Origin of the sequence: Streptomyces sp. NPDC007907 (genome assembly GCF_042959365.1) — a bacterium.
Classification (GTDB): Bacteria; Actinomycetota; Actinomycetes; order Streptomycetales; family Streptomycetaceae; genus Streptomyces; species Streptomyces indiaensis.
The window spans coordinates 17,188-29,640 of the sequence record NZ_JBIBKR010000007.1 but is presented as its reverse complement, the minus strand read 5'-3'; the positions used below and the strand labels follow the sequence as shown (position 1 = coordinate 29,640).

The window sequence follows — 12,453 nt, the reverse complement described above, 5'->3', positions numbered from 1 at the left end:
GGGAGCTGCCCGGCGTCGGTCCGTCGCTCCGACGGGGGATGCGGAGCGCGTACGAAGTATGTCACGGGTAACCCCGCCCCCGGCACTGGAACAACATGATTGATCTGAGCTTTTCTTGAGCTTGGCGGGAAGCCGACTTCCCTTCCCGCGCACCCGCGATCTCCCGCGCGAGCGCGCCGGGGCGCGCCTACCGCTCGTGCGATTCGCTCCGCGCGCCCGCCCCCGGCCCGGGCACGGCATCTTCCGCAACCGATTCCCCTGACCCGTCACCCGCACCCGGCGGGCCGATCATCGGACGGGAATGCGACACCACGAACGTCGACGGCAGAGACGGCGCATTCTCACGCCCGGCGTTGGCGATCACCACCGCGATGTACGGCAGCACCAGCCCCAGCACCAACGCCACGATGGCGACGTGCCGTTCGACGTTCCACAGGGTGGCCGCGAGGATCACGGAGATCGTGCGGACCGTCATCGAGATCACGTACCGGCGCTGCCGCCCGCGCACGTCCTCCTGCAGGCCCGTCCGGGCGCCGGTGATCCGGAAAACCTGGACGTTGCCGCCGCCATGCTGCTTCCGCATCGCATTCCACCATCCGCCCGTATCGGACTCTCCCCGCCCCGTAGCCGTCCCCGGCCGGCCGGGGAACCTGACCAGGACAGCTCTTACGTTACGCCGCGGCAGCGATGGCGACGAGGCCGGGTCGCGCCCCGCCCGTGCGGGGCGTCTGCGCCGCCCTGCGTACGGTCCCCGTCGGCATGCGCCGTAGGGCACCTGGGCCGACACTGGCCGTAGTGCTCACGTCGAGCCGTGCGAGGAGGCAGTGATGGGCTGGTTGTGGGCGATCATCGTGGGACTGGTGCTCGGCCTGCTCGCGAAGGCGATCATCCCGGGCAAGCAGCACATCCCCCTGTGGCTGACCGTCATCCTGGGCATCATCGGCGGCATCGCCGGCAACGCCATCGCCCGGGCGGCCGGTGTCGACGCCACATCGGGCATCGACTGGTGGCGGCACGTCTTCCAGCTGGTGATGGCGATCATCCTGGTCGGTCTGGGCGACAAGGCCTGGACCGCCGCCCGGGGAGAACAACACAGGGCATGACCCGTACGGCGAAGGGGGCGGCCTCCGACACCGGAGACCACCCCCTCACCGGCACGCTCAGCCGCCCGTGACCTCGACGGCCGCCAGGTTCTTCTTGCCCCGGCGCAGCACCAGCCACCGGCCGTGCAGCAGGTCCTCCTTCGCGGGGACGACGTCCTCGCCGGCGACCTTGACGTTGTTCACGTAGGCGCCGCCCTCCTTGACCGTGCGGCGCGCGGCCGACTTGCTCGCCACCAGGCCGACCTCGGCGAACAGGTCCACGATCGGACCGAGCTCGGCGACCTGGATGTGCGGCACCTCCGACAGGGCCGCGGCCAGCGTCCCGGCGTCGAGCTCCGCCAGGTCGCCCTGCCCGAAAAGCGCCTTGGACGCGGCGATCACGGCGGCCGTCTGGTCGGCACCGTGCACCAGGGTCGTCAGCTCCTCGGCCAGCGCGCGCTGCGCGGCCCGGGCCTGCGGACGCTCCTCGGTCTGCCGCTCCAGCTCCTCCAGCTCCGTGCGGGAACGGAAGGACAGGATGCGCATGTAGCGGGAGATGTCCCGGTCGTCCACGTTCAGCCAGAACTGGTAGAACGCGTACGGCGTCGTCATCTCCGGGTCGAGCCAGACGGCACCGCCCTCGGTCTTGCCGAACTTGGTGCCGTCCGCCTTGGTCATCAGCGGGGTGGCCAGCGCGTGCACGGTCGCGTCGGGCTCCAGGCGGTGGATCAGGTCCAGGCCGGCCGTGAGGTTGCCCCACTGGTCGCTGCCGCCCTGCTGCAGCGTGCAGCCGTAGCGCCGGTACAGCTGCAGGAAGTCCATGCCCTGCAGCAGCTGGTAGCTGAACTCCGTGTAGCTGATGCCCTCGGAGGACTCCAGGCGGCGGGCCACGGAGTCCTTCGTCAGCATCTTGTTGACGCGGAAGTGCTTGCCGATGTCACGGAGGAACTCGATCGCGGAGAGGTTCTCCGTCCAGTCGAGGTTGTTGACCATGACGGCCGCGTTCTCGCCCTCGAAGTCCAGGAACGGCTCGATCTGGGCGCGCAGCTTGGCGACCCAGCCGGTGACCGTCTCCGGGTCGTTCAGCGTGCGCTCCGCGGTCGGGCGGGGGTCGCCGATGAGCCCCGTGGCCCCGCCGACCAGCGCCAGCGGCCGGTGACCGGCCTGCTGGAGCCGGCGCACCGTGAGCACCTGCACCAGGTGCCCCACGTGCAGCGACGGCGCGGTCGGGTCGAAACCGCAATAGAACGTGACGGGACCGTCCGCGAGCGCCTTGCGCAAAGCGTCCTCGTCGGTGGACAGGGCGAACAGCCCGCGCCACTTCAGCTCGTCGACGATGTCCGTCACGGTTCTCGTATCTCCTCGGATGATCCTCGGGCAGTCGGGTGACAGCCGCCTACGAGGTTATACGCCCTGACTGACAGAGCTCATATTGAAATCGGGGACGCGCAGCGCGGGCATCGCCGCCCTGGTGAACCAGTCGCTCCACTCCCGGGGCAGCGTCTTCTGCGTCCGCCCGGCCTCCGTGGCCCGGCCCAGCACCCCGACCGGCGACTCGTTGAATCGGAAGTTGTTCACCTCGCCCGTCACCTCGCCTTTCTCGACGAGGTAGACGCCGTCCCGGGTCAGACCCGTCAGCAGCAGCGACGCCGGGTCGACCTCGCGGATGTACCACAGGCAGGTCAGCAGCAGCCCGCGCTCGGTGTTCGCGACCATCTCGTCCAGGGAACGGTCCTCGCCCCCGTCCAGGACGATGTTGTCGATGCCCGGCGCCACGGGCAGGCCGGTCAGGCCCGCGCTGTGCCGGCTGGTCGTCAGGTGCCGCAGCTCGCCCTCGCGCATCCACTCGGTGGCCGCGAGCGGCAGCCCGTTGTCGAACACCGACTGGTCACCCCCCGAGGAGTGCGCGATCACGAAGGGCGCCGACTCCAGGCCCGGCTCGTTGGGGTCGCTGCGCAGGGTCAGCGGCAGCTCGGTCAGCTTCTCGCCGACCCGCGTGCCCCCGCCCGGCTTGGAGAACACCGTGCGGCCCTCGACCGCGTCCCGGCCCGACGCCGACCACATCTGGTAGATCAGCAGGTCCGCCACGGCCGTCGGCGGCAGCAGCGTCTCGTAGCGCCCGGCAGGCAGCTCCACGCGTCGCTCGGCCCACCCGAGGCGCACCGCCAGCTCCGCGTCCAGCGCCGCCGGGTCGACGTCCTTGAAGTCCCGGGTGGAGCGCCCGGCCCAGGCGGACCGGGTGCGGTCCGGTGACTTCGCGTTGAGCTCCAGCGTCCCGTTCGGCTGGTCGTGCCGCAGCCGCAGTCCGGTGGACGTGCCCACGTACGACGACACCAGCTCGTGGTTGGCGAAGCCGTACAGCTCACGGCCGCCCGCACGCGCGCGGGCGAAGGCCTCACCGAGGGCGGGCGCGAAGTCGGCGAACACGGCGGACGAGGTCTCGGCGGGCGCCTGCGTGAACTCCGGTGTCTGCGGCACGCCCGTGACCAGCGGCTGCGCGTCCTCGGCGGGGCCGGCCCCGCGCGCGGCGGCCTCGGCGGCGCGCACCAGGGGCTCCAGGTCGTCCGGGGCCACGGCGGACCGGGAGACGACGCCGGAGGCCGTGCCCTCCTTGCCGTCGACCGTGGCCACGACGGTGAGCGTGCGCCCGCGCGTGACGCCGTTGGTGGTCAGCGCGTTGCCCGCCCAGCGCAGGTTGGCGGTGGACTGCTCGTCGGCGATGACGACACAGCCGTCCGCCCGGGACAGTTCGAGGGCGCGCTCCACGACCTCGTGCGGCTTGCTGGAACGCCCGCTCATCGACCGGCCTCCTGGGTCGTGTTCAGAATGTGCCTTCCCGGGGGGTAACCCCCGGACCCCCAGCCGATGCTGCAGCTGATGTTCATCGACCGGCCTCCTGGGTCGTGTTCAGAATGTTGACGCCCTTGAACAGGGCCGACGGGCAGCCGTGGGAGACGGCCGCGACCTGGCCCGGCTGAGCCTTGCCGCAGTTGAAGGCGCCACCCAGGACGTAGGTCTGCGGCCCTCCCACGGCGGCCATGGAGCCCCAGAAGTCGGTCGTCGTCGCCTGGTAGGCCACGTCCCGCAGCTGTCCGGCCAGCCGTCCGTTCTCGATGCGGTAGAAGCGCTGCCCCGTGAACTGGAAGTTGTAGCGCTGCATGTCGATCGACCAGGAGCGGTCGCCGACGACGTAGATGCCGCGCTCCACGCCGCCGATCAGGTCCTCGGTCGACATCCCCGCCGGGTCCGGCCGCAGCGACACGTTGGCCATGCGCTGCACCGGCACGTGGCCGGGGGAGTCGGCGTAGGCACAGCCGTTGGACCGCTCGAAGCCGGTCAGCTTCGCGATCCGCCGGTCCAGCTGGTAGCCGACGAGCGTGCCGTCCTTCACCAGGTCCCAGGACTGGCCCTCGACGCCCTCGTCGTCGTAGCCGACGGTGGCCAGGCCGTGCTCGGCGGTGCGGTCGCCGGTGACGTTCATCAGCTCCGAGCCGTACCGCAGCTTGCCCAGCTGGTCGAACGTGGCGAACGAGGTGCCCGCGTAGGCGGCCTCGTAGCCGAGCGCCCGGTCCAGCTCGGTGGCGTGCCCGATGGACTCGTGGATGGTCAGCCACAGGTTGGACGGGTCGACGACCAGGTCGTACAGGCCCGGCTGCACGCTCGGCGCGCGCATCTTCTCCGCGAGCAGCTCCGGGATCTGCTCGAGCTCGCTCTCCCAGTCCCAGCCGGTGCCCGTCAGGTACTCCCAGCCGCGTCCCACCGGCGGCGCGAGGGTGCGCATGGAGTCGAACTCGCCGCTCGACTCGTCCACCGACACCGCGTTGAACACCGGGTGCAGCCGCACCCGCTGCTGGGTGGTCACGGTCCCGGCCGTGTCGGCATAGAACTTGTTCTCATGGACCGTGAGGAGCGAGGAGTCCACGTGGTCGACCCCGTCGGCCGCCAGCAGCCGCGCGCTCCACTCGGCGATCAGCCCGGCCTTCTCCTCGTCGGGCACGGTGAACGGATCGATCTCGTACGACGAGATCCACGTCTTCTCCGCGTGCACCGGCTCGGCGGCCAGCTCCACCCGCTCGTCCGACCCGGCCGCCCTGATCACCTGCGCGGACAGCTTCGCCATCGCCACCGCCTGCCCGGCGACCCGGGCGGCGGCGTCCATGGTCAGGTCCACGCCGGAGGCGAAGCCCCAGGTGCCGCCGTGCACCACCCGCACCGCGTACCCCAGGTCGGTGGTGTCCGACGACCCGGCGGGTCTGGCGTCCCGGAACCGCCAGGAGGCGCCCCGCACCCGCTCGAAGCGGAAGTCCGCGTGGTCGGCCCCCAGCGCACGCGCGCGTGCGAGGGCCGCGTCGGCGAGGGCGCGTAGGGGGAGGGCCGTGAAGGCCTCGTCGATGGTATGAGGCACCGCCGTCTCTTTCTGTCGAGGTGACCGTGGTTGCCGTACGTCGTGACAGCTCCGATCATGTCGTCCCGCGCGCCCGCGGGCCACGAGTTTCCCGAGCCCGGCCCGCGGCTTTCTGTAGGGACCCGACAGTGAGTCCCGTACGCCACTGTCGGTGCCCGATTGTCCGCGGGCCTGCCCGGACCGATAGGTTTTCGAGGAAGCCGCCTGTCATCACCGCCTGTCGTCCAGGCGCCCGGGCGGGGTATCCGACCGCTACCGAAAGGGTGATCCGTTGAGCCGCTCGGTTCTCGTCACCGGAGGCAACCGGGGCATCGGCCTCGCCATCGCCCGCGCTTTCGCCGACGCCGGCGACAAGGTCGCCATCACATACCGCTCGGGTGAGCCGCCGGCCGCCCTGACGGAGCTGGGCTGCCTCGCCGTCCGGTGCGACATCACCGACGCCGAGCAGGTGGAGCAGGCCTACAAGGAGATCGAGGAGGCCCACGGCCCCGTCGAGGTCCTCGTCGCCAACGCCGGCGTCACCAAGGACCAGCTCCTGATGCGGATGTCCGAGGACGACTTCACGTCCGTCCTGGACACCAACCTCACCGGCACCTTCCGCGTCGTCAAGCGCGCCAACCGCGGCATGCTGCGCGCCAAGAAGGGCCGCGTCGTACTGATCTCCTCGGTCGTCGGGCTGCTCGGCTCCGCCGGCCAGGCCAACTACGCCGCCTCCAAGGCCGGCCTCGTCGGCTTCGCGCGCTCCCTCGCCCGTGAGCTGGGCTCGCGCAACATCACCTTCAATGTCGTCGCGCCCGGCTTCGTGGACACCGACATGACCAAGGTGCTCACCGACGAGCAGCGAGAGGGCATCGTGAAGCAGGTGCCGCTCGGCCGGTACGCCCAGCCCGAGGAGATCGCCGCGACGGTGCGGTTCCTCGCCTCGGACGACGCCTCGTACATCACTGGAGCCGTCATCCCCGTTGACGGCGGACTGGGAATGGGTCACTGATCACCATGAGCGGAATTCTCGAGGGCAAGCGCGTCCTGATCACCGGCGTGCTGACGGAGGCCTCCATCGCCTTCCACGCCGCCAAGCTGGCCCAGGAGCAGGGCGCCGAGGTCATCCTCACGGCGTTCCCGCGGCCCACGCTGACCGAGCGCATCGCCAAGAAGCTGCCGAAGCCGACCAAGGTCATCGAGCTCGACGTCACCAACGACGAGCACCTCGGCCGTCTGGCCGACATCGTCGGCGAGGAGCTCGGCGGGCTCGACGGTGTCGTGCACTCCATCGGCTTCGCCCCGCAGGACGCCCTCGGCGGCAACTTCCTGAACACGCCGTTCGAGTCGGTCGCCACGGCCATGCACGTCTCGGCGTACTCCCTGAAGTCGCTCACCATGGCCTGCCTGCCGCTGATGCAGAACGGCGGCTCCGTCGTCGGTCTGACGTTCGACGCGCAGTTCGCCTGGCCGCAGTACGACTGGATGGGCCCGGCCAAGGCCGCCCTGGAGGCCACCAGCCGTTACATGGCCCGCGACCTGGGCAAGCAGAACATCCGCTGCAACCTGGTCTCGGCCGGCCCGCTCGGCTCCATGGCCGCCAAGTCCATCCCGGGCTTCAGCGAGCTGGCCTCCGTGTGGGACGACCGCTCCCCGCTGGAGTGGGACCTGAAGGACCCCGAGCCGGCCGGGCGCGGCGTCGTCGCCCTGCTCAGCGACTGGTTCCCGAAGACCACGGGCGAGATCATCCACGTGGACGGCGGTCTGCACGCGATCGGAGCCTGATCTCCCGCATCTCCCGGACGCCCCGTTCCCCGCAGCGCGCGGGGAGCGGGGCGTCACTCGTTCGGCTCAGCAGCCCGGGCGGGGGAGGCCGGTGACCGGGCACTCTGGAGTACGCGCTCACCACGCGAGCCCCTCCCCAGCACGGCCGAGGAGGTCCCCTTGTGCGCTTGTCCCGCCGAACGGCCTCAGTGTCCCTCGCCGCCGTCGCGCTCGTCCTGACCCTGGCGTACGAGGCGGTGCCCCACGCGCGCGTGCCCGCCGACCAGCGCGAGACCGCGGACCCCTTCGGCGCGGCCTGCCGGATCCGCGTGACCGACTCCCGGGTGACCGCGTACTGCCACAACCCCTACCCGGAGACCGACCGTGTGAGCCTGCACGTCGAGTGCGCCCGCTGGTGGGACATCGACACCGACAGCGCACCGGTCGAGGCCGCGCCCGCGCAGACGGTGCGGCTGTCCGGCCGGTGCTGGAAAGAGGTCGCCGACGTGTGGATCAGCCACCGCCGGGCGAACTGAGGCGGGGCCGGCGGACGGCTTCGGTCCGGCGGCCGGGCAGCCGGCGCCGTCCGGGCGGTGGCGCCGTCCGGTGTCAGTCGGTGGTGGGGGAGGCGACGCCGTCCGGACGGCACAGGAACGGGTAGCGTGCCGCCTCCGCCGCGGCCGTGTCCGCATCGCCCGCGCGGATGGCCTCCAGCAGCCGTCCGTGGTCCATGTGCGTCTCCGGCGTCAGCTCCTCGCCGACGTCCTCGCGCAGCCAGTCCCGCAGCACCTCGCCGAGGTCCGCGTACATCGCCGTCATCACGTCGTTGTGGGAGGCCGACACGACGGCCAGGTGGAAGGTCGCGTCCGCGGTCACGAACGCCTCCTTGTCGCCCGACCCCCAGGCCTCCTCGCGCCGCAGCAGCAGCGCGTCGAGCTGCTTGAGGTCCCGCTCCGTACGCCGCTCGGCGGCCAGCCGGGCGGCGGCCGACTCCAGGGTGGAGCGCAGCTCGGCGATGTGCCGGGGGTCCGCCCCGGCGAACCGGCGCTGCATGACACCCGCCAGCTCGCTCGTCGCCACGACGTACGTGCCGGAACCCTGGCGGATGTCCAGCAGGCCGTTGTGCGAGAGGGCGCGGACGGCCTCACGGACCGTGTTGCGGGCGACGCCGAGCTGCTCGACCAGTTCCGGCTCGGTCGGGATCCGGGAGCCGACGGGCCACTCACCCGAGGTGATCTGGGCCCGCAGCGCGGCGATGACCTGCTCGGACAGAGCCGAGCGACGGGGATGGCTCAGGGGCATGGCACACCTTCGCACGGCCGGGGCGCCCGGGGGCAACCGGGGAGTGGACAGTCAATCATCCCATGATTCTATGATGGGCCTCATGCCTAGCGAGGAAACCCGGACGACGACGCCCCCGACCGTACGCAGCGCCGCCGCGCACGACGCCGGGAAACGGGAGGGCGCCGGACATCCCCACGACGCCCGGAAACCGGACGGCGCGTCCCCGCGCGCGTGGACGACGCGCCTGCTCGTCCTCGGCATCGTGCTGTCCGCGCTGAACCTCCGCCCCGCCATCACCAGCCTCGGCGCCCTCCTGGAGGAGGTCCGCGACGGGCTCGGCATGAGCGGCAGCGTCGCCGGGCTGCTCACCTCCGTGCCGCCGCTGTGCTTCGCCGTCTTCGGCGTCATGGCCCCGCGGCTCGCCCGCCGCTTCGGGCCCGGCGCCGTGGTGTGCGCCGGCATGGCCGCGATCGCCACGGGCCTGCTGATACGCCCGTACGCGGGCCGCACGGCCGGATTCCTGGCCGGGAGCGCCCTGGCCCTCATGGGCATCGCGGTCAGCAACGTCCTGATGCCGGTCATCGTCAAGCGCTGGTTCCCCGACCGCGTGGGTTCCATGACCGGCCTGTACTCGATGGCCCTGGCCCTCGGCACGGCCCTCGCGGCCGCCGTGACGGTCCCCCTGACCGACACCCTCGGCGGCAGCTGGCAGACGGGCCTGGCCCTGTGGGCGGGGCTCGCCCTGGCGGCGGTCCTGCCGTGGCTGCCCTTCGCCCGCGGACGCGGCACGCAGCCCGGCGAGGGGGAGCGGGCCGCCGAGGAGACGGCACGCAACCGGGCCCCGGCCTCCGCCGAGTACGCGCGCGGGCAGACGCCCCGGCTGCGCATGGCCCGGAGCCGTACCGCCTGGGCCCTGGCCGTGTTCTTCGGGCTCCAGGCCACCGCTGCCTACATCACCATGGGCTGGATGGCGCAGATCTTCCGGGACGCCGGTGTACCCGCCGGCACCGCGGGACTGCTGCTGGCGGTCACCATGGTGATGGGCGTACCTCTCGCCTTCGTCATCCCCCGCCTGGCCACCCGGCTGCCGCAGCAGGGCCCCATCGTGGTCGCCCTGGGCCTGTGCGGCCTCGTCGGCTACGCGGGGCTTTACCTCGCGCCCTCGGCCGGCGCCTGGGTCTGGGCCCTGCTGCTCGGCGTCGCCAACTGCGCCTTCCCGCTCGCGCTGACCATGGTCGGCATGCGCGCCCGGACCGGCCCGGGCGTGGTCCGGCTGTCGGCGTTCGCACAGAGCACCGGCTACCTGATCTCCATCCCCGGACCGCTCCTGGTGGGCGTCCTCTACCAGCACAGCGGCGGCTGGGGCCTGCCGATCGCGCTGATGAGCGCCCTGATGATCCCGCAGATGGTCGTCGGCGTCCTGGCCGGCCGCGACCGCACGGTGGAGGACGAGGCGTCCCGCTGAGCCGGGCGCCGGGGGAGCCCGTGGGAGAGGAGTCACCCCGGGCCCTCCGGCGCGGACGGGGGGTGGGAGACTGGCCCCATGCCAGTGCTCGACCCGAATCCCCAGCACGGTCAGAAGAAGATGCTGCTCGTCTTCGGCGCCTTCTTCGCGATCTTCGTCGTCATCGCCGTCATCGCGACCATCGCCTCGCCCTGACCCGCGCACGCCCGTCCCATGGTGGGGCTAGCCCCCGCGTCCCCTAGGGGGTGAGGGTCAGGGTCAAGTGGGTGGATCACCGGATGGGTTGGCAGTGGTGGAGCCCGTAGCTTCGAGTGTGTGGCCGCCAGACGGTCACCGGCCACTCGAAGAGCGGAGGCACCCATGTCGGCCCCTACGCACATCCGGCCCCATCCGGCGACCCGGGCGGGTGCCGCCGGCCGGCTGCCCTGGTGGGCTCTCGCCCTGCCCGTGCTCGCCTTCGCCGCCCTGCTCACCCTGATCCTCAACCCGTCCGACGCGCACGCGGCCACCGGCGAGCCGGTGATCAGCCACCTCTTCGAGCGCATCCAGCAGCTCACGGCCCGCTGACCACGGCCGAAGCCGGGGGTCAACTCCCTGCGCCAGGTGGCGTGTTTCATGCGAAGCTGGATCTCATGAGCGTCGCAGAATCCCGCAGGATTGTCCTCTTCCGCCATGCGAAAGCCGACTGGCCACAGGTGAACGATCACGAGCGTCCGCTCGCCGACCGGGGCCGAATGGACGCGGCGGAGGCCGGGCGCAGGCTGACCGACACCGGTATCGCCTTCGACCTTGCCCTGTGCTCCACCGCGGTCCGGACCCGGGAGACCTGGAAGCTCGCCGTCCAGGAGTTCCCGCAGCGGCCGAAAACCGTCTACGAGGAGCGGATCTACGAGGCCTCACCGGGCGAGCTGATCGCCCTGCTCAACGAGACCCCCGACGACGTGCGGAACCTCCTGGTGATCGGGCACAACCCGGGCATCCAGGGCCTCGCCGACGTCCTGGCGGGCTCGGGCGAGGAGACCGCGCGGGAGCGGATGACCCGCCGCGGGTTCCCGGCCGCCGCCTTCGCCGTGCTGTCGTTCGGCGGCCCGTGGAAGAGCCTGGAGCCGGCCGTGGCCTCGCTGCAGGACTACTGGGCACCCGCCGAGTGACGATCTCCGCGTGACACGCCCGACGAAGGGGCCCGGCGCCGGTGCGGCGCCGGGCCCCTCCCATCGGCTCAGCCGATGTCGAGGATGTCCGCCGCCTCGACCTCTTCACGCGTGATACCGAGCAGGTACAGGACCGTGTCCAGGAAGGGGAAGTTCACCGCGGCGTGCGCCGCCTCGCGCACCACCGGCTTGGCGTTGAAGGCCACCCCGAGCCCCGCGGCGTTCAGCATGTCCAGGTCGTTGGCGCCGTCACCGATCGCCACCGTCTGCGACAGCGGCACACCGGCCTCCGCCGCGAACCGGCGCAGCAGCCGGGCCTTGCCCGCACGGTCGACGATCTCGCCGGTGACCTTGCCCGTCAGCCGGCCGTCGACGATCTCCAAGGTGTTGGCGTGGGCGAAGTCCAGCCCGAGGCGCTCCTTCAGATCGTCCGTGACCTGAGTGAATCCGCCCGACACGACGCCGACTTGGTACCCGAGCCGCTTCAGCGTACGGATCAGGGTGCGGGCGCCCGGCGTCAGCCGGACCTCGCTGCGCACCTTGTCCACGACCGAGGCGTCCAGTCCCTCCAGCAGTGCCACGCGCGCGTGCAGGGACTGCTCGAAGTCCAGCTCGCCGCGCATCGCGGCCGCCGTCACCTCGGCGACCTCGTCCTCACAGCCGGCGTGCGCGGCGAACAGCTCGATGACCTCGTCCTGGATGAGCGTCGAGTCGACGTCCATGACGACGAGGCGCTGCGCGCGCCGGTACAGGCCCGCGGCGACGACCGCCACGTCGATGCCGAGCCGCGCGGCGTCGGTCACCAGGGCGGTGCGCAGCGGTTCGGTCTCCACGCCGGAGACGGCGAACTCGACGGCGGTCACCGGGTACTTGGCGAGCCGGAAGATACGGTCGATGTTGCCGCCGGTCTTCGTGATCCGCGAGGCGATCGCGGCCGTCGCCTCGGCGGTGAGCGGGTGTCCGAGCACGGTGACCAGGGAGCGGCCCAGGCCGCGCGGCCGGTTGTCGCCGAGACCGGAGATGATCTCCGCCTGCATCTTCATCGACTCGGCCCAGCTGTGGACGGTCGACCGCAGATCACCCTCGAGCCCCGGGGGCGGCTCGGTCACGAGCGCGCACAGCACCATCCGGCCACGGGTGACGACCTGCTCGATGTCGACGACGTCGACGGAGTAGGCCGCGAGAGTGTCGAAGAGGCCGGCGGTGATGCCCGGCCGGTCCTTGCCGAAGATCTTCACAAGGAGGGTGGGGACGTCGGCAGGGACGTCGGAAGACGAGGTCTGCGAAGCGCTCATGGTGGTTCCACCGTATCCGGCGCGCGGT

At 71.6% G+C, this 12,453-nt stretch carries 14 protein-coding genes; 8 read left to right on the top strand and 6 right to left on the bottom strand.

The features are described from left to right. Positions 1–187: 187 nt before the first annotated feature. Positions 188–583, bottom strand: coding sequence for a DUF3099 domain-containing protein (locus ACFZDI_RS27395; RefSeq protein ID WP_234848242.1), 396 nt, complete (start codon positions 581–583; stop codon positions 188–190). A gap of 244 nt (positions 584–827) precedes the next feature. Here ACFZDI_RS27395 and ACFZDI_RS27390 point away from each other — a divergent pair, with 244 nt between their 5' ends. Further along, complete coding sequence (locus tag ACFZDI_RS27390) at positions 828–1,103, top strand: GlsB/YeaQ/YmgE family stress response membrane protein (RefSeq protein ID WP_234848243.1); 276 nt, start codon at positions 828–830, stop codon at positions 1,101–1,103. Positions 1,104–1,160: 57 nt separating this feature from the next. Here ACFZDI_RS27390 and tyrS read toward each other — a convergent pair whose 3' ends face one another. The 3 genes from tyrS to ACFZDI_RS27375 form a co-directional block, all read right to left on the bottom strand. Further along, complete coding sequence (gene tyrS / locus ACFZDI_RS27385) at positions 1,161–2,429, bottom strand: tyrosine--tRNA ligase (protein ID WP_391253947.1); 1,269 nt, start codon at positions 2,427–2,429, stop codon at positions 1,161–1,163. A 57-nt stretch (positions 2,430–2,486) separates the two neighbouring features. After that, positions 2,487–3,881: a metallopeptidase TldD-related protein gene (locus ACFZDI_RS27380; protein ID WP_391253945.1), complete on the bottom strand. Its 1,395-nt coding sequence runs from the start codon at positions 3,879–3,881 to the stop codon at positions 2,487–2,489. Positions 3,882–3,963: 82 nt separating this feature from the next. Then, a complete protein-coding gene (locus ACFZDI_RS27375; protein WP_234848246.1) occupies positions 3,964–5,487 on the bottom strand; it encodes a TldD/PmbA family protein in 1,524 nt (507 codons plus the stop codon). 271 nt (positions 5,488–5,758) lie between these two features. Between ACFZDI_RS27375 and fabG the strand changes: the two genes are divergently transcribed. The 3 genes from fabG (at position 5,759) to ACFZDI_RS27360 (ending at position 7,766) form a co-directional block, all read left to right on the top strand. Then, complete coding sequence (gene fabG, locus ACFZDI_RS27370; RefSeq protein WP_234848247.1) at positions 5,759–6,478, top strand: 3-oxoacyl-[acyl-carrier-protein] reductase; 720 nt, start codon at positions 5,759–5,761, stop codon at positions 6,476–6,478. A gap of 5 nt (positions 6,479–6,483) precedes the next feature. Then, positions 6,484–7,251, top strand: coding sequence for an enoyl-ACP reductase FabI (gene fabI, locus ACFZDI_RS27365; protein ID WP_391253942.1), 768 nt, complete (start codon positions 6,484–6,486; stop codon positions 7,249–7,251). Between the two features lie 161 nt (positions 7,252–7,412). Next, positions 7,413–7,766: a hypothetical protein gene (locus ACFZDI_RS27360; RefSeq protein ID WP_391253940.1), complete on the top strand. Its 354-nt coding sequence runs from the start codon at positions 7,413–7,415 to the stop codon at positions 7,764–7,766. 73 nt (positions 7,767–7,839) lie between these two features. On the opposite strand, the gene ACFZDI_RS27355 is transcribed toward ACFZDI_RS27360, so the two are convergent. Next, the gene (locus tag ACFZDI_RS27355; protein ID WP_391253938.1) at positions 7,840–8,532 is read right to left on the bottom strand and encodes an FCD domain-containing protein; all 693 of its coding nucleotides are present in this window, start codon (positions 8,530–8,532) and stop codon (positions 7,840–7,842) included. Between the two features lie 82 nt (positions 8,533–8,614). Here ACFZDI_RS27355 and ACFZDI_RS27350 point away from each other — a divergent pair, with 82 nt between their 5' ends. The 4 genes from ACFZDI_RS27350 (at position 8,615) to ACFZDI_RS27335 (ending at position 11,130) form a co-directional block, all read left to right on the top strand. Then, entirely contained in the window at positions 8,615–9,979 is a 1,365-nt protein-coding gene (locus tag ACFZDI_RS27350) for a CynX/NimT family MFS transporter (protein ID WP_391253936.1), read from the top strand. A 78-nt stretch (positions 9,980–10,057) separates the two neighbouring features. Next, positions 10,058–10,174, top strand: coding sequence for an SGM_5486 family transporter-associated protein (locus ACFZDI_RS27345; protein ID WP_268839344.1), 117 nt, complete (start codon positions 10,058–10,060; stop codon positions 10,172–10,174). A 165-nt stretch (positions 10,175–10,339) separates the two neighbouring features. Continuing rightward, a complete protein-coding gene (locus ACFZDI_RS27340; protein ID WP_234848252.1) occupies positions 10,340–10,546 on the top strand; it encodes a hypothetical protein in 207 nt (68 codons plus the stop codon). A gap of 65 nt (positions 10,547–10,611) precedes the next feature. Next, a complete protein-coding gene (locus ACFZDI_RS27335; RefSeq protein ID WP_234848253.1) occupies positions 10,612–11,130 on the top strand; it encodes a histidine phosphatase family protein in 519 nt (172 codons plus the stop codon). Between the two features lie 68 nt (positions 11,131–11,198). Here the strand turns inward: ACFZDI_RS27335 and serB are convergent, their stop codons facing one another. Next, positions 11,199–12,425, bottom strand: coding sequence for a phosphoserine phosphatase SerB (gene serB / locus ACFZDI_RS27330; protein WP_234848254.1), 1,227 nt, complete (start codon positions 12,423–12,425; stop codon positions 11,199–11,201). Positions 12,426–12,453 lie beyond the last annotated feature (28 nt).